At 58.4% G+C, this 18,629-nt stretch carries 15 protein-coding genes and 2 pseudogenes; 6 read left to right on the plus strand and 11 right to left on the minus strand.

The features are described 5' to 3' along the window. Positions 1 to 512 precede the first annotated feature (512 nt). From ASF29_RS25015 to ASF29_RS24820, 3 genes and pseudogenes are all read left to right on the plus strand, one after another. Positions 513 to 1,048 (plus strand): methyl-accepting chemotaxis protein (locus ASF29_RS25015; RefSeq protein WP_280136416.1); only part of this gene is annotated, 536 nt, incomplete at its 3' end. A 1-nt stretch (position 1,049) separates the two neighbouring features. Then, positions 1,050 to 1,644, plus strand: a pseudogene (locus ASF29_RS24815) (methyl-accepting chemotaxis protein); the annotation flags it as partial. Position 1,645: 1 nt separating this feature from the next. Beyond that, a pseudogene (locus ASF29_RS24820) lies at positions 1,646 to 1,982 on the plus strand (methyl-accepting chemotaxis protein); the annotation flags it as partial. Positions 1,983 to 2,311: 329 nt separating this feature from the next. On the opposite strand, the gene ASF29_RS02320 reads toward ASF29_RS24820, so the two are convergent. From ASF29_RS02320 to ASF29_RS02345, 6 genes are all read right to left on the minus strand, one after another. Then, on the minus strand, positions 2,312 to 5,458 hold the full coding sequence (locus tag ASF29_RS02320; protein ID WP_062448137.1) for an efflux RND transporter permease subunit: 3,147 nt from the start codon (positions 5,456 to 5,458) through the stop codon (positions 2,312 to 2,314). Continuing rightward, positions 5,455 to 6,612 carry an efflux RND transporter periplasmic adaptor subunit gene (locus tag ASF29_RS02325; RefSeq protein ID WP_062448139.1) on the minus strand — a complete coding sequence of 386 codons (1,158 nt, stop codon included), beginning with the start codon at positions 6,610 to 6,612 and terminating at the stop codon, positions 5,455 to 5,457. The genes ASF29_RS02320 and ASF29_RS02325 overlap by 4 nt, the downstream gene beginning before the upstream one ends. A 192-nt stretch (positions 6,613 to 6,804) precedes the next feature. Then, positions 6,805 to 7,905: an RHE_PE00001 family protein gene (locus tag ASF29_RS02330; RefSeq protein WP_062448140.1), complete on the minus strand. Its 1,101-nt coding sequence runs from the start codon at positions 7,903 to 7,905 to the stop codon at positions 6,805 to 6,807. A 69-nt stretch (positions 7,906 to 7,974) separates the two neighbouring features. Then, complete coding sequence (locus ASF29_RS02335) at positions 7,975 to 9,303, minus strand: HAMP domain-containing sensor histidine kinase (RefSeq protein ID WP_062448141.1); 1,329 nt, start codon at positions 9,301 to 9,303, stop codon at positions 7,975 to 7,977. 4 nt (positions 9,304 to 9,307) lie between these two features. Next, on the minus strand, positions 9,308 to 9,961 hold the full coding sequence (locus ASF29_RS02340; protein ID WP_062448142.1) for a response regulator transcription factor: 654 nt from the start codon (positions 9,959 to 9,961) through the stop codon (positions 9,308 to 9,310). An 80-nt stretch (positions 9,962 to 10,041) separates the two neighbouring features. Then, on the minus strand, positions 10,042 to 11,703 hold the full coding sequence (locus ASF29_RS02345) for a phosphoethanolamine--lipid A transferase (RefSeq protein ID WP_062448143.1): 1,662 nt from the start codon (positions 11,701 to 11,703) through the stop codon (positions 10,042 to 10,044). A gap of 317 nt (positions 11,704 to 12,020) precedes the next feature. On the opposite strand from ASF29_RS02345, the gene ASF29_RS02350 reads away from it, so the two are divergent. After that, positions 12,021 to 12,623 (plus strand): hypothetical protein, encoded by a 603-nt coding sequence (locus ASF29_RS02350; RefSeq protein ID WP_200925501.1) that lies wholly within the window; start codon positions 12,021 to 12,023, stop codon positions 12,621 to 12,623. Positions 12,624 to 12,647: 24 nt separating this feature from the next. Here ASF29_RS02350 and ASF29_RS02355 read toward each other — a convergent pair whose 3' ends face one another. Both ASF29_RS02355 and ASF29_RS02360 read right to left on the minus strand, forming a co-directional pair. After that, complete coding sequence (locus ASF29_RS02355) at positions 12,648 to 13,664, minus strand: DNA topoisomerase IB (protein ID WP_062448144.1); 1,017 nt, start codon at positions 13,662 to 13,664, stop codon at positions 12,648 to 12,650. A gap of 110 nt (positions 13,665 to 13,774) precedes the next feature. After that, positions 13,775 to 15,004, minus strand: a complete 1,230-nt coding sequence (locus ASF29_RS02360; RefSeq protein WP_062448145.1) for a PQQ-dependent sugar dehydrogenase — start codon at positions 15,002 to 15,004, stop codon at positions 13,775 to 13,777. A gap of 190 nt (positions 15,005 to 15,194) precedes the next feature. Here ASF29_RS02360 and ASF29_RS02365 point away from each other — a divergent pair, with 190 nt between their 5' ends. Then, on the plus strand, positions 15,195 to 15,380 hold the full coding sequence (locus tag ASF29_RS02365; protein WP_062448643.1) for a hypothetical protein: 186 nt from the start codon (positions 15,195 to 15,197) through the stop codon (positions 15,378 to 15,380). A 7-nt stretch (positions 15,381 to 15,387) separates the two neighbouring features. Here the strand turns inward: ASF29_RS02365 and ASF29_RS02370 are convergent, their stop codons facing one another. Genes ASF29_RS02370 through ASF29_RS02380 form a run of 3 tightly spaced genes read right to left on the minus strand, consistent with a single transcriptional unit; the run spans position 15,388 to position 17,322 of the window. Next, positions 15,388 to 16,008 (minus strand): class I SAM-dependent methyltransferase, encoded by a 621-nt coding sequence (locus ASF29_RS02370; protein ID WP_062448646.1) that lies wholly within the window; start codon positions 16,006 to 16,008, stop codon positions 15,388 to 15,390. A gap of 10 nt (positions 16,009 to 16,018) precedes the next feature. Further along, positions 16,019 to 16,687, minus strand: coding sequence for an RluA family pseudouridine synthase (locus tag ASF29_RS02375; RefSeq protein ID WP_062448146.1), 669 nt, complete (start codon positions 16,685 to 16,687; stop codon positions 16,019 to 16,021). A gap of 44 nt (positions 16,688 to 16,731) precedes the next feature. Next, the gene (locus ASF29_RS02380) at positions 16,732 to 17,322 is read right to left on the minus strand and encodes a YigZ family protein (RefSeq protein WP_062448147.1); all 591 of its coding nucleotides are present in this window, start codon (positions 17,320 to 17,322) and stop codon (positions 16,732 to 16,734) included. Between the two features lie 78 nt (positions 17,323 to 17,400). Between ASF29_RS02380 and ASF29_RS02385 the strand changes: the two genes are divergently transcribed. After that, complete coding sequence (locus ASF29_RS02385; RefSeq protein WP_062448148.1) at positions 17,401 to 18,615, plus strand: TIGR03862 family flavoprotein; 1,215 nt, start codon at positions 17,401 to 17,403, stop codon at positions 18,613 to 18,615. Positions 18,616 to 18,629: the final 14 nt, after the last annotated feature.

Raw genomic sequence — 18,629 nt, forward strand, 5'->3', positions numbered from 1 at the left:
CGGAACTGTTCCGTGCCAACACGGCACTTGTTTCGATCGGTTACGACGCGACACTTGGCCTGATGATGCGTGAGCAATCGGCTGATACGGCCCGCGTCGAACAGAGCTACAAGACCGACTACGAGACCGTGATCCGGCGTCTTGAAAATGCAAAGAGATTGCTGCCGGAATTGAGCAGCGACATCGACGCCTTCATCACAAGAACCAATGCGATCAAGGATGCCACCGACAAGGTCTGGCAGGGTGCAAAGACAGGCGATTTTCGCACGGCACGCAAGCAGCTCATCGAAGTCGGCCCGCAGATCGAACAGTGGCGCAGCGATATCCGTGTGATCAGCGAACGCAATCTCGCAATCGTCTCGGAAAAATCCGATGCGCTGACGGCACAGACGAATTCAACCATCTTCACATCCCTGATGGTTCTGGGGCTGCTGTTCATGGCGGCAATCGTTGTCGCCCTTCTTGTTTCCGCCCGTGGCATTACCGGACCGATCGACCGTCTGCGGACACGGATGGTTTCTCTTGCCAGTGGCGAAGCTGAGGCAGAAGTCGAGGGTATGACGCGACGCGACGAGGTCGGCCAGATGGCCCAGGCAGTTGCCGTTTTCCGCAACAACGCCATCGAGCGTGCACGGTTGGAAACGGAAGCCGAAGCCAATCGTTCGCTGTCGGAAAAGGAGCGGATCGCCCGCGAAGAACAGAAGGCAAGGGAAGCCGCAGATACGAGCTACGCCGTCGATAATCTGGCCGATGCCCTGTCGCGGCTTGCCGAGGGTGATGTCTCCTATCGCATCAGCCAGCCTTTCGTGCAGCATCTGGATGCAGTGCGCTCCAACTTCAACGCCTCTGCCGAAAAGCTGCAGTCGGCGCTGAGCCGGGTGGCGCAAAACGCTCGCGGCATCGATGCCGGTGCCAACGAAATCCGCTCGGCTGCCGACGATCTGGCCAAGCGCACCGAACAGCAGGCTGCATCGGTGGAAGAAACCGCAGCAGCGCTGGAGCAGATCACCACGACCGTGAAGGACTCAACCAAGCGTGCGCAGGAGGCNGCGCACCGAACAGCAGGCTGCATCGGTGGAAGAAACCGCAGCAGCGCTGGAGCAGATCACCACGACCGTGAAGGACTCAACCAAGCGTGCGCAGGAGGCAGGTCACCTCGTGGCCAGAGCCCGCACCGGTGCCGAACAATCCGGCAATGTCGTGCGCAAGGCCGTGGTTGCCATGGAGCAGATCGAAAAGTCGTCGTCTGAAATCTCCAACATCATCAGCGTCATCGACGAGATCGCCTTCCAGACCAACCTTCTGGCGCTCAATGCCGGTGTGGAAGCGGCGCGTGCCGGTGAGGCAGGCAAGGGCTTTGCAGTCGTCGCGCAGGAAGTGCGTGAACTGGCGCAGCGGTCTGCCAGCGCTGCCAAGGACATCAAGGCACTGATCACCACATCGAATGCGCAGGTTCAGGAGGGCGTGCAGCTTGTCGGCGAGACCGGTCGTGCTCTGGAGACCATCGTTACCGAAGTGCAGGAAATCAACCGTCACGTGGTGGCGATCGTGGATGCGGCGCAGGAGCAGTCCTCCGGCCTGCAGCAGATCAACACGGCGGTCAACCAGATGGATCAGGACACGCAGAAGAACGCTGCCATGGTGNTTGAAGCCACCCCCATCGTTACCGAAGTGCAGGAAATCAACCGTCACGTGGTGGCGATCGTGGATGCGGCGCAGGAGCAGTCCTCCGGCCTGCAGCAGATCAACACGGCGGTCAACCAGATGGATCAGGACACGCAGAAGAACGCTGCCATGGTGGAAGAGCAGACGGCAGCCAGCCACGGCCTTGCGAAGGAAGCAGCCTCGCTGAACCATCTTCTGGGGCAGTTCAAGCTGGGTCATGACGGGCAGGGCGCCTACAGCGCCGCGCCGGTTCGGACGGCCACGGCCAGCGAACGTCCGGCGGCATCGCCTGCACGTGCGCTGGGCCGCAAGATCGCNGACACGCAGAAGAACGCTGCCATGGTGGAAGAGCAGACGGCGGCCAGCCACGGCCTTGCGAAGGAAGCAGCCTCGCTGAACCATCTTCTGGGGCAGTTCAAGYTGGGTCATGACGGGCAGGGCGCCTACAGCGCCGCGCCGGTTCGGACGGCCACGGCCAGCGAACGTCCGGCGGCATCGCCTGCACGTGCGCTGGGCCGCAAGATCGCGTCTGCCTTCAACGGCAATGCGGCAGTCAAGGCGGACTGGGAAGAGTTCTGAAACGGTTGAAGTGCTGCCGAAACAAGCCGCCCGCGATCACCGCGGGCGGCTTTTGTTTTGGATGATATCAGGCAGGGTTGGCTTCCGCTGTTCCGGCGGTGGTGCTCTGGCTGTTGCGATTCCGGAGCCTGTCGAGCAGCAGATAGATAACCGGCGTCGTGTACAGGGTCAGCAACTGGCTGACGAGCAAGCCACCGACGATGGCATAGCCAAGCGGCTGCCGCAGTTCGGAGCCGGACCCGTGACCGATGGCCAGCGGCAGACCGCCCAGCAGTGCGGCCATCGTCGTCATCAGGATCGGCCTAAATCGCATATGCGCGGCCTTCATGATCGCGTCTTCACTGCTCAGCCCCTCGTCTCTTTCAGCCTGAATGGCAAAGTCGACCAGCATGATGCCGTTTTTCTTGACGATACCGATCAGCAGGATGACACCGATCATCGCGACCAGCCCGAAGTCGAAGCCCGCGATCTGCAGCGCAAGGAGCGCACCAAGTCCGGCGGATGGCAGGGTGGACAGAATGGTCAACGGATGGATCAGGCTTTCATAGAGAACGCCGAGAATAATGTAGACGACGATCAGCGACGCCAGGATGAGCAGCGGCACGGTGCCCAGGGAGTCCTTGAAGGCTTTGGCGCTTCCCGAAAAATTCGTCTGCAGGGATGCCGGAGGCTGCATCTGTGTGACGGCGCTCTCAATGGCGGATGTAGCCTGCCCCAACGCCACATTTGGTGCCAGGTTGAACGAAACTGTCACGGCCGGTGACTGTCCCTGATGCGAGATCGATACCGGTGAAACGCCATTGGTCGACCATTTCGCGACTACAGAAAGAGGCACCAGCGTTCCGTTGCTGGCCCGCACCGACAATCGTTCGAGCGTTGCGATATCACGCTGCAAGTTCGGCAGGATTTCGAGAATGACGCGGAATGTATCGGTCTGTGTGGAATAGGAGGCGACCTGCCGCTGGCCGAAAGCATCGTAGAGCGTATCGTCTATGGTCGATGGCAGGACACCGTAGAGGGTAGCGGCGGCACGGTCGATCTTGATGGAAAGATTGGGTGCTTCGGCTTGTTGGTCGCTGCCGACATCGCGCAGTTCCGACAGACCCTGAAGGCGACTGGTCACTTTGCCGGCCCAGTCTCCCAGTTCGTCGATATTGGCGTCCTGGAGGGTGAACTGATATTGCGTCTTTGCCGGGCGGGCTCCGATATTGATGTCCTGAGCAGACTGCATGAACAGTTTGATGCCCTGCTGCGCATTGAGAGCGGAACTGAGCCTGTCGATCACCTGCTTGGCACTGGCGTCACGCTCCTCCAGGGGCTTCAGGGTAATGTTGACATGCCCCTGGTTCAGCGCGTTCCCGCCGTTGCCACCGCCAATATCCATGAAGACGCTGTAGACTGCCGGATCCTTCATGATGATGGCACTGACACGTTCCTGCAATTTGGCCATTTCGGTGAAGGAAATATCGGGCGATGCCTGGGACAGCCCGGCAATGAAGCCTGTATCCTGTTCCGGAAAGAAACCTTTCGGGGCGATGACGAAGAGATAGCCGGTCAAGCCGATGGTGGCGAGGAAGACGGCAAGCGTGATGTATCTGTGACGAATGACGGGTTTGAGGCTGCGAATGTAGAGCGCGGTCAGGCGTTCGAAAAATGCTTCGCCCGCCGTGTAGAACCTGCCTCGTTTGCCCTCCTCGACGGGCCTAATGAAGCGTGAGGCGAGCATCGGCGTCAAGGTCAACGAAACTATGGCGGAAATGATGATGGCGAGCGTCAACGTGACCGCAAATTCGCGGAACAGCCGCCCGACGATGCCGCCCATCAGCAGAATGGGAATGAGAACGGCGATCAGCGAAAGGCTGATCGAAATGATCGTAAAGCCGATTTCACCGGCACCCTTGCGCGCCGCTTGCAACGGTTCCATGCCGTCTTCGATATGACGTGTTATGTTTTCCAGCATGACGATCGCATCATCCACCACGAAACCCACAGCGACGACCAATGCCATCAAGGAGAGATTGTCGAGACTGAAGCCGAGCACCCACATCGGCGCAAGGGCGCCAACCAGCGCGATAGGCAGGGTGAGAACGGGGATGATGGTGGCGCGAAGATTGCGAAGGAAAAGAAAGATGACGACCACGACGAGGCCGATCGTCAGCATCAGGGTAAATTGAACGTCTTCCACCGATGCACGGATCGTCGTCGTTCTGTCGGTTACCAGTTCCAGCTTGACCGATTTGGGCAGTGACGCCTGCAAGGCCGGAAGCTGTTCTTTCACCGCATCGACGACGGCGATCACATTGGCGCCGGGCTGGCGGAATACGTCCAGGGCGATTCCGCGCTCTCCATTGGTCCAATGCGCCATCTTGTTGTCCTCGGCACCGTTGACGGCTTGCCCGATGTCGCGGATGCGGACCGGGCCACCATTGCGATAGGCGATGACAGCGTCGTTCCATTCGGCACTGCTGCTGATCTGGTCGTTGGTGTAGATGGGGAACGTGCGGGTTGGGTCGTCTATGTTACCCTTTGGCGCGCTCAGGCTGAGGTTGCCGATGGCTGTACGGACATCCTCCATGGTCACATCGGCCTGTGCCAGACGACCGGGGTCGACCGCGATGCGGATGGCTGGCTTTTGCTTTCCGCCGATATTGACGAATGCCACACCGGAGACCTGCCCGATCTTGGAGGCGACGTTGCGTTCGATATATTCGTCCAGTTCCGGCAGGGTCAGCGTGTCGGAACTGGCGGAAAGCTGCATGACGGGCGCATCGGCGGGGTTGACCTTGCGGACCGTTGGCAGGGATGTCATGTCTTTTGGAAGCTGCCCCGCCGCCTCGCTGATTGCGGTCTGCACATCGCTGGCCGCTGTCTGAATGTCCTGATCGAGTCCGAACTGGACCGTGATGGAGGTGGTGCCGAGGGAACTGTTCGAGGTCATTTCAGTGATGCCGCTGACCCGCGATAAAGCTTCTTCAATCGGCTGGGCGACGCTGGACGCCATCGTATCCGGCGATGCGCCGGGAAGATTGGCGGCAATCTGTACCGTCGGAAAATCGATCTGCGGCAGAGCCGAAACCGGCATGAAGGGGTAACAGACCGCGCCGAGCAGAAAAATCCCGGCCATGATCAAGCCGGTCGCTACCGGATGCATGATAAAGAAATCGAAAAAGCCCGACTTGGCTTTGGGCTCAGTTGCGTCTGGGGCGCCGCTCATGGTTTGGCCTGTTCCGCAAGTTCGCCGGTGGGCGATCCCGTCCATGGTGTGACGGTGACGTGGTCACCATCGCCAATGCGGGACTGACCGTCCATGACGACCTGATCGCCGTCCTGTATACCCTCTGTGACCAACGCGCGGGCGTCTGTAACATAAGCCGTGCTGACGGTCTTTTTCTCGACCTTTCCGTCCGAACCGACGACATAGGCGTAAAGACCGTCGCGCCCGCGTGCCAGTGCCTTGTCGGGGACGACCACGCCCTGCTTCTTCTCCACGGTCAGAACCGTGGCAACCGGCAGACCGGGCCAAAGCACGCCATCCTTGTTGTCGAAGGTCGCACGAAGGTGGATCGAGCCGGTCGATGCGTCCACGGCATTGTCCATCGTGGTCAGATGACCTGTTGCCAGAACGCGGCTACCGTCCGTGCTTACCAGACGCACCTGTGCGATCCCCAGTTTCAGAGCATCACGAATTTCGCCGAAACGATCACCCGGCGCGACGAAGGATACGGCGATGGGGTCCATCTGGGTGATGGTGACAAGGCCATCGGTGGAACTGGCGCTAATGATGCTTCCTACATCTGCCTGCTTGAAGCCGGTGCGCCCAGAGATGGGGGCCGTGACGGTGGCGAAACTGAGTTGTGTTTCTGCGTTCTTGATCTGCGCATCATCGTACTGGACAGCCGCTGCATATTGTTCGCTGGACGCATTTTTCTGTTCGAGCGTGGAGGCGGAGGCGACGCCTTTTTCGGCGAGTGCTGCGTAACGCTGAGCATCCGTTCTGGCACTGTTGAGCTGGGCTTCGTCCTGCGCCTTCTTCGCCTTCGCGGATGTCAGTGCCGATACAAGCTCACGGTCATCGAGCCTGGCGAGCACGGTTCCCTTTTCCACCAACTGACCTTCCGTAAAGGCAATGTCCAGGATCTCGCCGTCTATGCGGGGGCGCACGTTCACCGACTGCAGGGGAGCGACGGTTCCGATGCCGTTGATGACGCGGTCAATGGTTTCGACGCTGGCTTTTATGGCGGTTACGGGAACCGCGGGAGCATCGTCGGCGAAGGTGGGAATGGGATGGATTATTATCACGCCTGCCATCAGCGCAAGCCATTTGCGCTTGCCGGAAACGGCAAGCAATTGAACCAAAGGTTTACTCATGCATGCCACTCCGTGAAAGCGGTCAATAAACGCAAGCGGATGGGGTTTGGTTCAGCGGGGACCGGCCGGAAACGGTCAGATTCCGCTTTATGACCAATAATTTAGAAATCGCATCAACCCTGGATGCCTGCTTGATGGCGGCAGCGATATTTTTCAATTTTTAGCAGTGCAAGACGGCGATCCTTGCGCGTTTCAGAGGACGCCCCACGCGCGAAACCGTCCCCGACCTGTCATTTCGCGCAGTTCGAGCTGGTTTGCGAGACCGACAGCGCCCTGCGGTGTGGTGCCCAGCGCCTTGACGATCATCGAGGTGGAAACGACAGGACGGGCCAGCACGAGCGCTATCAGTTCGGGCAGGCGAGAATTCGAGCGCCTGCCCACAAGCTTGCGTTCTATCCGGTTCTTTGCATTCAGCAGCCGGTCATGTTCTTTCATGCCCAGTGTTGCTGCCTCGTGAATGGCGTCCATAAGCACAACAAGACGCTCTGATTGGGAGGTGGCATTTCGCCTTTCGCGTGGAATGGCGCGCAAGCCGATATTGAGCGTGATGAGGTGAGCTTGCGTCAGCCCGTCTTCGCGCAGGAGTGCGGCTGCAAGCTGCCGCCCAAGCCATGGGCTGCGCTGGAGAACCTCAAGTCTATGCCATGCGTCAAGGGCAATGGCGGCCCGAAGCGGAGATGGAAGCCCTGTGCTGGCCTTGAGAGTGGCGCGCCACTCCTCAAGCCGTTCGTCTTCGTTCCAGTCCGGATCACGCACAAGGGTGTCCGGCTTGGGATGAAGGGATGGTCGCTCGTCTCTAACGATTGTTTGCAGCGTTGCCGTGCTTCGTGCAAGCAACCTGTCGAGGGCGCCAAGCTCGTCGCTGAGCGTCAGGTCATCCTCTTCATCATCGGCGGTGTCGAGCTGGGGTGCATGGTCATCCAGGGGGAGGGACGCGACGCTGACAGGTTCTTCGCCGCGGAGGCGCGCCAGGCCAGATGCGCCCAAGGCCCAGGCAGGCTCATTGGAAAAGATTTGCCTGCGGGCGCGCAGCACGCGATTGGCAATCGATAGCTCGTGGGTCGGTGCACGGATATCCATATGGGCATCGTGGAGAACCAGATCTTCGATATGGACGAGCTCACCGTCTACCCACAGCGACGATGTCGCGTCCTGAAAATCCTGGCGCTCCAGAAAACCATCCCGAAATGAAGATCGTGAAATGCGTTCGTCCAGCCGCGCCAGTGCCTCTGTTGCGCGCATACAGGGCGACATCAGTGTTGCGAGTGGCAGGCGGTTCACATCGTAGAGCATGGAATCTGATAGGATGCCCACGAAATGAAAGCAATTTCGGAATTGGCTTTCATAGACTTGTACCCGGCTTTATGTGCCAGGCAGCGACACCCTGGCTTCGAAACCCTCGTTTCTGCCTGCGGCAGGCGATGTCAGATGCAGCTTGCCATTCATTTGCTGAACGAGATGGTGGACGATGGCAAGGCCCAGACCTGAGCCGCTAGCCTGCGTGGTGCCACGCATGAAGCGCGTCGTAAGCTTAGGCAGAAGAGCGCTGTCGATGACAGGGCCGCTGTTGACGACGCGAAGGGAGTTGTCATTGCCGATATGCACGTCGACATGACTGTCAACCGGGCTATGAACGAGGGCATTTTCGACAAGATTGCGCACCACGATGCCGAAGGCATCCGCATTGATCATACCGCGCAGCTGTGCATCGGCGGGCAAGTGAAACTGGATACGTTTTACGCCAATGTCCGAACGACCGATATCCTCCAGCACAAGTTCCACAATAGGCAACAGGTCGGTCTCGGTGTCTGACGTGCCGATTCCCGCCTCGGCGCGTGACATCTGCAGCAGTTTTTCCGCCAGTTGCGCCAGATGGGACAGAGAGCGCTCGATCTGGTCGACGCGCGGCGCGAATTCCTCGGGAATGTCTGCCTGCAAACGCTGGGCCTGCGCCAGCGCACCGGCAATGGGCGTGCGCAATTCATGGGCGCTGTTGGATGCAAAGGCCCGTTCAGATTCCAGCGCCGCCCGCAGCCGCTCCAGCAAAAGGTTGACCGACCGGGCGATGGGATGCAGTTCTGCGGGAAGATGGGCATCATCGACGGGCGCCATATTGCCGCTGTCTTTGCTGCCGATCTCATCGCGCAGGCTCTGCACGGGCGCAAGCGTTCGCCTGATTACCAGAATAACGGCGATTATACTGAGCGGGATGAGGAGCAGCAAAGGCAGGATCAGCGCAGTGCCGGCCTCCACAATGGCTTCGCGGCGATTGGCGAAGGCATCCGCCATCTGGAGGTACAGGCTGCCATCGGCACTGACGACCGTGTAGATGCGCTGCGTGGCCGTGTCGGCAAAGCCAGGCACGAGTGGAACGTCGAAAGGTTCAGAGGGACTGTCGTGCGAGTGAAGCAGGACCTCGCCCTCGCGGTCGCGCAGCTGATAGGTCAGATACTCCTCGCCCCCCGCAGGCTGCACGAGTCGGCGCTCGGCTTCCGGGCTGCGTTCGCTGAGGTCGTCGGCAATCAACGGCAGAAGTCGTTCTGCCGTCTCCTGCACCCCGCTGTCGAAGATTTCCGCAAATTCGTCCTGCATCACCATGATGCCGAGGGACGATGCTATAAGCCAGGACAAAGCGACAACGCTTGTCAGCGCTATTACCATGCGGCGGGTCATGCTGTCGTTGCGCTTCATCTGTCTACCTGATCGTGTAACCGAGACCGCGGACCGTCTCCACCCGGTCCGAGCCGATTTTCTTGCGCAACCGGCTGACATAGACCTCGACGGTATTGCTTTCTATTTCCGCGCCGAATTCGTAAAGCGTTTCGTGCAGTTGCGCCTTTGAAACCACCGCACCGGGTCGCTCCACCAGCTTTTCAAGGACTGCCCATTCTCTGGCGCTGAGCGTCAGCGCGGTGCCGTTGACGACGATGTTTCGAGCAACCTGGTTGATTTCGATGCCCGGCAGTTTGACGACGGGGGCGGAGCGCCCCTCGTAACGGCGCGAAACCGCCAGCATGCGTGCCGTCAGTTCACCCAGATTGAAGGGTTTGACGAGGTAGTCATCCGCCCCGGCATTCAGGCCCTCGATCCGATCGGATACCTGATCGTGAGCGGTCAGGATGATGACGGGCGTCGGATCGTTGCGCTGGCGCAAATGTCGGAGAATGGTCAGGCCCTCTCCATCCGGCAGGCGAAGATCAAGCAGGATCAGGCCATAGCCGACGGTCTCCGTGACCGCCATGGAATCTGCGACGGTCTTGAACCAGTCCACCGCGTGGCCCGAAGCAGCAACATGATCGCGCAGAGCCTCCCCCAGAACGTGGTCGTCTTCGACAAGCAGAACGCGCAAGCATACCTCACTTTCAGACCGTAAACCCGTGGCCATGATAGTGGGTATGCTGCGATATTTCTTCCGTCAAGCGCACGCTTTCAGGCGGAGGGACGATGCCGGCACGCGCTGAACACATCCAGCGACGGATCATAGACACTGGTCGAGATATTCATCATGCCTAAAATGCTGTGGAAGAAGTTGTCGTGGGAGCGTCCACCCGCTTGAGCTTCCTTCGTCAGGCAAGCGGCATCCAGCCCCATGGACTTTGCAAAATCATCATCGAACCAGACGAGGAATGGCACGTGGGTCTGCTCGGCAGGTGCCAGGATGTAGGGTGCTCCGTGCAGATAGATGCCGTTTTCGCCCAGTGACTCGCCATGATCGGAGGCGTAGATCAAACCTGTTGCGAGCTTGTCCGAGCGGGCCTTCAGCTTGTCGATCACGCTTGCCAGAAAATGATCGGTGTAGAGGATGGTGTTGTCATAGGCGTTGACGATCTCGCTGTCCTTGCAGCTTGCCAGTTCCGCTGTGCGGCAATCGGGCGTGAATTTTCTGAACTCGTCGGTGTAGCGCAGGTGATAGGTAGGGCCGTGGCTTCCCAACTGGTGAAGGACGATGACGCTGTCCTTGGTCACGCCGTCGAGCCAGCTATCTAGCCGGTCCAGGAAAATGTCGTCATGGCATTCACCCGTCGGGCAGAACTTCGGGTCAAGCGAAGCAGTCAGATCGAAATAGGGGATACGGTCTGCGACGTTCTTGCTGCCGGTGTTGTTATCCCACCAGCGGGCATCGACGCCTGCGTGAACGAGGACATCGAGCACGTTCTCGTTGGAGAGCGCCTTGCTGTGGCTGTATTCCGTGCGGGGGAAGCGAGAGAACATGCATGGAATGGAGATGGCGGTTGCCGTTCCGCAACTGGTCGTGCTGGGAAAATAGGTGACGTTGCGCTTCTTCAATTCCGGATTCGTTTCCCGCGCGTAGCCGTTGAGCGAGAAATTCGCCGCACGCCCTGTTTCTCCCGCAACGATAATGGTGATGCGGGGCTTGGTGACACCGGCCAATGCGGGCATGACTTTCGCATCCTGTCCCGTTGGAGAGACTGTCAGCTTTGCTTCCCGGTCTGCCTGCGAGACGTAGTGAATTGTCGAAGAGATCGGTGTAATCGGGTTCAGGCTCTTGACGATATCCTTGTGCTGACGGACTGCGGTCGTGAATGTCTTGGAATTTGCAGCGGCAACGGCAAAAACGATTGCCAAACAGCCGACGATGCCGATCGTATTCCAGAGGACCTTGCCGGCAAAAGGCCGGTGATCGATTTTAACGAGTGCGATGAGAAGAATGGGAATCCCGGCAACAAGTGCAAGGTGAAGTGCAAACCCCGGCGTCATGAGGTTTCCCGCTTCCGCCTGCGTCGTTTCGAAGGCATTGCGCACCATATCGCTGTCAATCACAGCGCCGAAGCGATCCATGAACCAAGAGGACACGGCTGCGATGATGATCAGCGCAGCAAACAGCGGCTTGGTCAGGTACTTGACGGAAAAGAAGATGAAGATGGCGGAAAACGCGGCACTCATGGCAATGTAGAGCGCAAAAATCGCGACCGGATAGGCAGCAAGATAGGTGTGGACCTTCGTCCAGAAGGTGTGGTTGGTAAAGAACAGAACATAGAGTGCGGTGGCCACGCTCAACGTAACGCTGCCGACATGCGGACGCCCGAGGGTGCTGCCTCCGCTTTTCATTCCCTGAATTGTAAGTGCCATATGCTCGATCTTCCCGCTGCAAGTTCCGTGGATATCCGCGCGAGTGGCGCGCAGATATCCGGATGATTGGTCAGCGAGATGTGTCATTCACCTGACATGAAACTGAACGTTTCTGTCAGAATGGATCGGTGCGCGGTTTGCCGCAAAAACAGGCATCTTAACGATTGTTAAAATCCACCCTTAAAAATGCGCGGTTTTCCTTTGGCCTCATATCTGTACAGTCAAGGTTGCGTGATCTCCCCGTGACACTCCTCCCACGCCCCACTTCGCATTAGGCCAATTTTCTTAGGTCTTCCGCCGCTATGAATGGAATTCAGATGGCTTCGTTGATCCCGTCGAGAAAGCTAATTTTGATCCCTCTGCTGGTTCCCGTCGCAGCCATGGCCTTCGATGAAGTGCCAAGGAAGGACCAGATCGCCATGATGGCCGAGATCAAAAAGACCGACATGGTGGGCGTGGCGAGAAAAACGAAGGAAGTCGATGCCAGACCTGCCTCTCCGGGCGAGATCGTCATTACCTTTATCAAGGGTCAGGGTGTGGAGACCCGGTCCAAACCTGCCGAAGAAGGGGATTGGGTCGTCCGCAACCGTTGCGAGGAAACCGGAAACGAGGAAATTCTGGTCAAGGCACGCAATTTCGCCAATCGCTATGGCGAGCCGCTTACAGAGCCCAATGCTGCCGGTTATCGTGCCTTCAAGCCAAAGGGTAGCGACATGCGCTACTTCATCGTAAGCGACGATATCGGGCCGTTCAATTTCAAAGCGCCTTGGGACGAGACGATGGTGGCCTTGCCGGGCGACGCCATTGTGCAGATGGAAAATGACGAGAGCGAGACATACAGGGTCGCTGCGGCGGCGTTTCAATGCACCTACGAGATCGTCGATCCACCGAAGATCGTCGTGGATGCGGCGTTCCGCTAAACCTTCATCGGCGAATGTTTTAAACTAGGGCAGAAATTCCAGCAGCCTGCGCTCGTCTGCTCTCAGTCCGGATATGGATTTCAGGTCTGCGGCAAGAATTCTCTCAAGCTTCTTGACGGACTTGTCCTCCGTGGCGAGGTCCAGCACAGCTGGGTGGACATAGCTCTTGCGACAGATTGCTGGCGTGTTCGACAGTTCTTCCGCTGCGGCCATGCACATGCCCTTGATGGTTGGACGTTCGGCACTGCCAATCGCACGCGCAGCATGGCCAAAGGCTGCCAGTGTGCCGCCCCACGTGCGGAATGTCTTTGCGGAAATGCCTTCGCCTGCGCTTTGCGAAATATAGGCGTTCAGCGCGCTGGAATCGATCGGGTGAACAAGCCCGTTCTCATCCTGCCATACAAATAGCTGTCGGCCTGGAAGATCGGCGATATTTTCAAGAATTCTTTGCAGGCGTGGATGCTTCAGCTTTCGTTTCACCTTCTGCCCACCCTTGGCGGCAAAACGCAGCTCGATCGTTTCTCCGAAGGACACATGTTTTTTGAGAAGCGTCGTGGCACCATAGGTGCCGTTGGTCTCGAGGTAGGTCTTGTTCCCGACACGCAGATAGGCTGCGTCCAGAAGGAGGACCAGAGCCGCCAGCGTGACGTCTGCGCTGTGGACCTGTTTGGAAAGGTCTGCCGTGGCGCGTCGTCGGATGGCAGGCAACGCTTCTCCAAATGTTTTCAACTGATAGAATTTTGTTTCCCCGCGCAGCGCGTGCCAGTCGGGGTGATAGCGATATTGCTTGCGACCGCGGATGTCATAACCCGTGGCCTGAAGATGACCGGTCGGGTCTATGCAGATCCACACGCGTTCATAAGCGGGTGGGACGCCCAAAGATTTAAGACGGGTGATTTCGATCTTATCTGAGAGGAGTGCGCCGTCAGGCAGGCGATAGGCGAAGCCCTTCCCTCGCCTTTCGCGTGAGATGCCCGGTTCCTGATCGCTGACATAGGTCAAGCCGACTTTCTTCAGGATACGAATTGGAAGCTCATTCATGGATTTTATTGCTCCTCACCATTGTGAGGGATAATGCAGCCGCGGCTCGTCTGTTCCCGCAGACGCCAGACGGACGGAGAGCCGCCGGAACGGCTCTCCGTCACGGATGGTCAGGCGTCAGGTGCAAGTTTCAGGATTTGCGATTTACCGCCACCCCGTTCTTCGGTGACCGCGTACACGGCACCATCACTACCGATCTTGACGTCGCGGATGCGTGCTTCCAGCGGGAATCGACCCTCGGAAACGACTTTGTCGTTTTCGATCTTGAGAACCACCAGACCCTGGCTGACGAGACCGCCGATGATCAGAGAGCCCTTCCATTCGGAGATGGCCTCCGAATCGTAAAAGGCCAGACCGGACGGACCAATGACGGGGTCCCAGTAGTAGACCGGCTGCTCCATGCCTTCCTTGGCCGTAGCGCCTTCTCCCACCGCACCGCCACTGTATTCAATACCGTAAGTGATGACGGGCCAGCCGTAGTTGAGCCCTGCCTTTGGCAGGTTCAACTCGTCACCACCTTTGGGGCCATGCTCGACGGTCCACAGGCGGCCTTGGCCGTCAATTGCTGCCGACTGCATGTTACGGTGGCCATAGCTCCAGATTTCAGGCAAGGCCTTGTCCTGCCCAATGAACGGATTTCCTTCGAATGCCTTTCCGTCCGTGTCGATGCGGAAGACTTTACCGAGACCACTGGCCAAATCCTGCGCCTGGACGCGAGGCTCCTTGTCGGAGCGCTCTCCGACCGTGACATAGAGTTCGTTGTTCGGGCCGAATGCAAGACGTGAGCCGAAATGCTTGTCGCCATCATAGGTCGGCATCTGACGGAAGATGACCTTGGTATCCTCAAGAACCGCTTTACCGTCGTTCTCCACGAGTTTCGCCGATGCGACCGATGTGCCGTTCCCGCTCTCGCGTGGTTCCGAAAAGGAGAAGTAAATCATTTTGGACGTCTCGAAATCTGGCGCAAGAGCGATGTCGAGCAAGCCGCCCTGTCCAGCGGAAGCAACCTCTGGAACACCTTCGAGGGCCGGTCCTGCCTTGCCATCCGCAACAATGTGCATGGCACCTTCCTTGGCTGCGACAATCATGCGGCCATCCGGCAGGATTTCCATTGACCAAAGATGCGGAAGATCATCAGCCACGACTGTCTTTTGAAGTGAAGGCATCTTGTCCGGCTGTGCGGCGCGTGTCTGGCCTTCGAAAGCAGGTTTCTGATCGGGTGCGTTGGCGGCTTTGGTCTCTGCGGGACTGGCAGACTGGGCGTTTGCCAAAGAGGTCATCGGTACCATAAGGCACATCGAAAGAACGGTGGTTGTCAGCAGGTGGATAGCGCGTGGCATAGATCTCCCTTCCATGGATTCGTTGCGAGCGGCAAACAAGTGGGAGCGTTTTTCGTTTCAGCGATGGGCTTCAACAAAACTTGATTCCAAAGTGTAAAACATCATCAGCTTAAATTTCGCGGGCGAGAACTTGTGAGGAACATAAGTGCCCTTCTGGCGTTTTTTGGTGTCGCTAACGCAGGAGGATGCCATGCAGATCATAGACAACAAGGAAATCGAAGCGACGGAGATACGGCCGATCCAGAGCGTTGCGGAATTTTGCCATCGCTACCGACTTGATAAGTCTGAAGAAAATCGGTTGAGAACGCTGTTTGGGGATTTTGCATCTCGCCACGAACTGCTGATGAACGCACAGCGCAAGGCAACGTTCCGCTAAAAAACCGTCAGTTCGACGCCTCGCCCAAGATCATAAAGACGTCGTACCGAGTCGTTTTTCCTAGAAGTTGATGAGATGGTTTGCGAATGCCGGGCATGGGCTCGGCACGCAGCGGCCACTTCAAAACCACCCGTTTGGTCGCATGCGAAAGCGCGACATTCATCAGATCGACCTGATCAGGGTCCGAACCCACCAACTCCCGCAGCACACGCATTTCCTTCTTCACCAACGCCGTACTGTGGCGGGGCGGATGCATGGGGTCGATGATGACGACCTCCGGTGAAAGATTGGGTATGACGGCTCGCGAATCGCCATGCAGCAGAGTCATCCGCGAAACGATCTCCCTGTAGATACCACCTTCGGCGTCGGCGCGCGCAATGGCATCTGTCAGCAGTGCGTGCATGCCTGGCGATCTCTCGATCAGTGTGACCTCTGCTCCAAGGGATGCGAGCAAGAATGCATCGCGACCCAGTCCGGCCGTCGCGTCGACGATCTTCGGTGTCTTGCCATGTTTCAGACCGGCAGCTTTGGCAAGGGCCTGACCGCGCCCTTCGCCGGAGCGAAGACGATGACCGACCGCGCCACCCACGAAGTCGATGATGAAAGCCTCATTGCGTTCTTTATCCATCATGGCGATCTCAAAAGGGGCAGGGAACGGTGAAAGTCACATCGTGGCCGTCTGGATGGCGAAAGGTCACCTCCTGGGCATGCAGAAGCAATCTTGACGAAGCCGCAAGGGCGCTGTCGTTGGCGTAAAACGCATCCCCCAGAATGGGGTGACCGATGGCCTGCATGTGGACCCGCAATTGATGGGTACGTCCGGTCTTTGGGTGCAGCCGCAGCCGGGTGGCGGGAAGCGGCAGCCGCTCTATGACACGCCACGCCGTCAGCGCGGCTTTGCCGCCCTCGTGATCGACACGGTGGCGTGGCTTGTTGTGAGGATCTATTGCAAGCGGCAGATCGATCTGACCGCTTTCAGGCTCTACATGGCCCCATACGACGGCAATATAGCTCTTATCCGTTTCACGATTTTCAAATTGCGAAGCGACGGCGGCATGTGCCTTGCGATTTAGCGACATCAGCACAATGCCTGATGTGTCCTTATCGAGACGGTTGATCATCAAGGCATGTTTGAAGCGCTTCTGAACCCGCGTGGCGAGGCTGTCGAAAAGGCCGGGGTCGCGCCCCGGCACCGACAAAAGCCCGCTCGGCTTGTCGAGAACAAGAAGGTCGTCATCCTGATAGACTATGGAAACATAGGGTTCCATCGGGGGATCGTAGACCGGATTATCGAGCACGAATGTCATGCGGCCTCATAGCACGGTTTGCGATGAAGGCGAGGTGTCTTTGTTCATCGCTGAGGAAGCGGAACGGTAACACGCCCACTTGTCAGGTCCAGTACCATTCTGGCGACATCTTCGGCATTTGCGACCGGAATGGACAGGCCCAGTCGTGCACCCGCCTCTGTGAAAACTTCCCTTTCGATCGTAAGGTCCGGCACAGCCGCCAGTCTCGATTTCACCAGTGCCAGATCGGAAAAGCCGCATTCGATTTCGCTGGAAAGTGTGGGAATGACGCGCGTCTTTTCGCCGTGGCGCAGGCAGGTCGCGGCCGTGCCGCCATAGGCGCGCATGAGGCCGCCGCTCCCCAGCAGGATGCCGCCGAACCAGCGTGTCACGACGACCGCGACCGCGTCGAGCGATTGTCCGTCGATGGCTTGCAGGATCGGCTTTCCCGCAGTGCCGGATGGTTCGCCGTCGTCGCTGAAGCGATAGACCTGCCCGATGCGCCACGCCCAGCAATTATGGGTGGCGGTGGGGTCCGATTGCGCTTCGATGAAGCGTCTGGCCGCGTCTTCGTCCGCCACGGGACTGGCGGCAGCGATGAAACGGCTTTTCTTGATGTCTTGCGAAAAGGTTTCTGGGCGATTGAGCGTGAACATGAACCGTCAATAGCGCATGTACTGCGGCGGGCAAATCGTTATAAGGCCAGTGGAAAGAACTGTGTTGAAAATGATGTGATGCGCGGCAAGCAGATTTCGATCATCGGTGGCGGCCCGGCAGGGTTGATGGCGGCAGAGGTGTTGTCATCGGCAGGTGCCGAGGTAACTCTTTACGAGGCAATGCCGACGGTTGCGCGCAAGTTTCTGATGGCGGGAAAATCGGGTCTCAACATCACCCATGCGGAGCCCTACAGCGAGTTCGTGACCCGTTTCGGTAGTGCGCAGCATAGACTGCGTTCGGCGTTGGACGAATTTACACCCGATATGCTGCGGCACTGGACGCTTTCGCTTGGACAGGAAACCTTTACCGGAACGTCCGGGCGCGTCTTTCCCATCTCCATGAAGGCATCGCCACTTCTGCGGGCATGGCTGGCGCGGCTGGAAGAGCAGGGCGTTCGCATCAAGACAAGGCATCGCTGGACGGGCTTCAAAGGCGGTGCGCTCTGCTTCGAGACGCCATTGGGCGAGACCCTTGTCGAAGCCGACGCTGTCCTACTTGCGCTTGGCGGTGCAAGCTGGCCGAAACTGGGATCGAACGCGGCGTGGGTTCCCTTGCTCCGCCAGAGGAGCATCACGGTCAACGACTTCCGTCCGGCCAATTGCGGTTTTGACGTGAACTGGAGCGACTATTTCCGTGAACGTTTCTCGGGCGTACCGGTCAAGTCCGTCGCCATCACGTCGTCGGCAGGCCGCCATAAGGGGGAATTCGTCATCACCAGGCATGGCGTGGAGGGCAGCCTTGTCTACGCCCATACCGCAGCCCTTCGCGATGCCTTCCGCGACGCGCACAAGCCGGCCATGGTGGTGGACCTTATGCCCGGGCGTTCACGGCAAAGGCTGGCGCAGGACCTTGAGCGCCATCCGCGAAAGGACAGCCTCTCTAACCGCCTGCGCAAGGCTGCGGGTCTCTCTTCTGTGAAGGTGGGGCTCTTACGCGAGTGCCATCCCGATTTTCCCAGCCTTGATGCATCGGACATGGCAGCCATGATCAAGGCGGCACCAGTCCAACTCAGCGCCGTGCGACCTATCGCGGAAGCCATATCCAGCGCGGGAGGCATTGACTGGGACGAAATCGACCTCCGCTGGATGTTGAAACATGCACCCGGCATTTTTGTTGCGGGTGAGATGGTGGATTGGGAAGCACCGACCGGTGGATACCTTCTAACCGCTTGTTTCGCGATGGGAAAAGCGGCTGCTAAGGGGATGATTGCCACGCTTGGTGATGTGGGATAACCATATCGTGCAAT

The sequence above is a fragment of the Rhizobium sp. Leaf262 genome (assembly GCF_001422245.1).
Taxonomy (GTDB): Bacteria; Pseudomonadota; Alphaproteobacteria; order Rhizobiales; family Rhizobiaceae; genus Agrobacterium.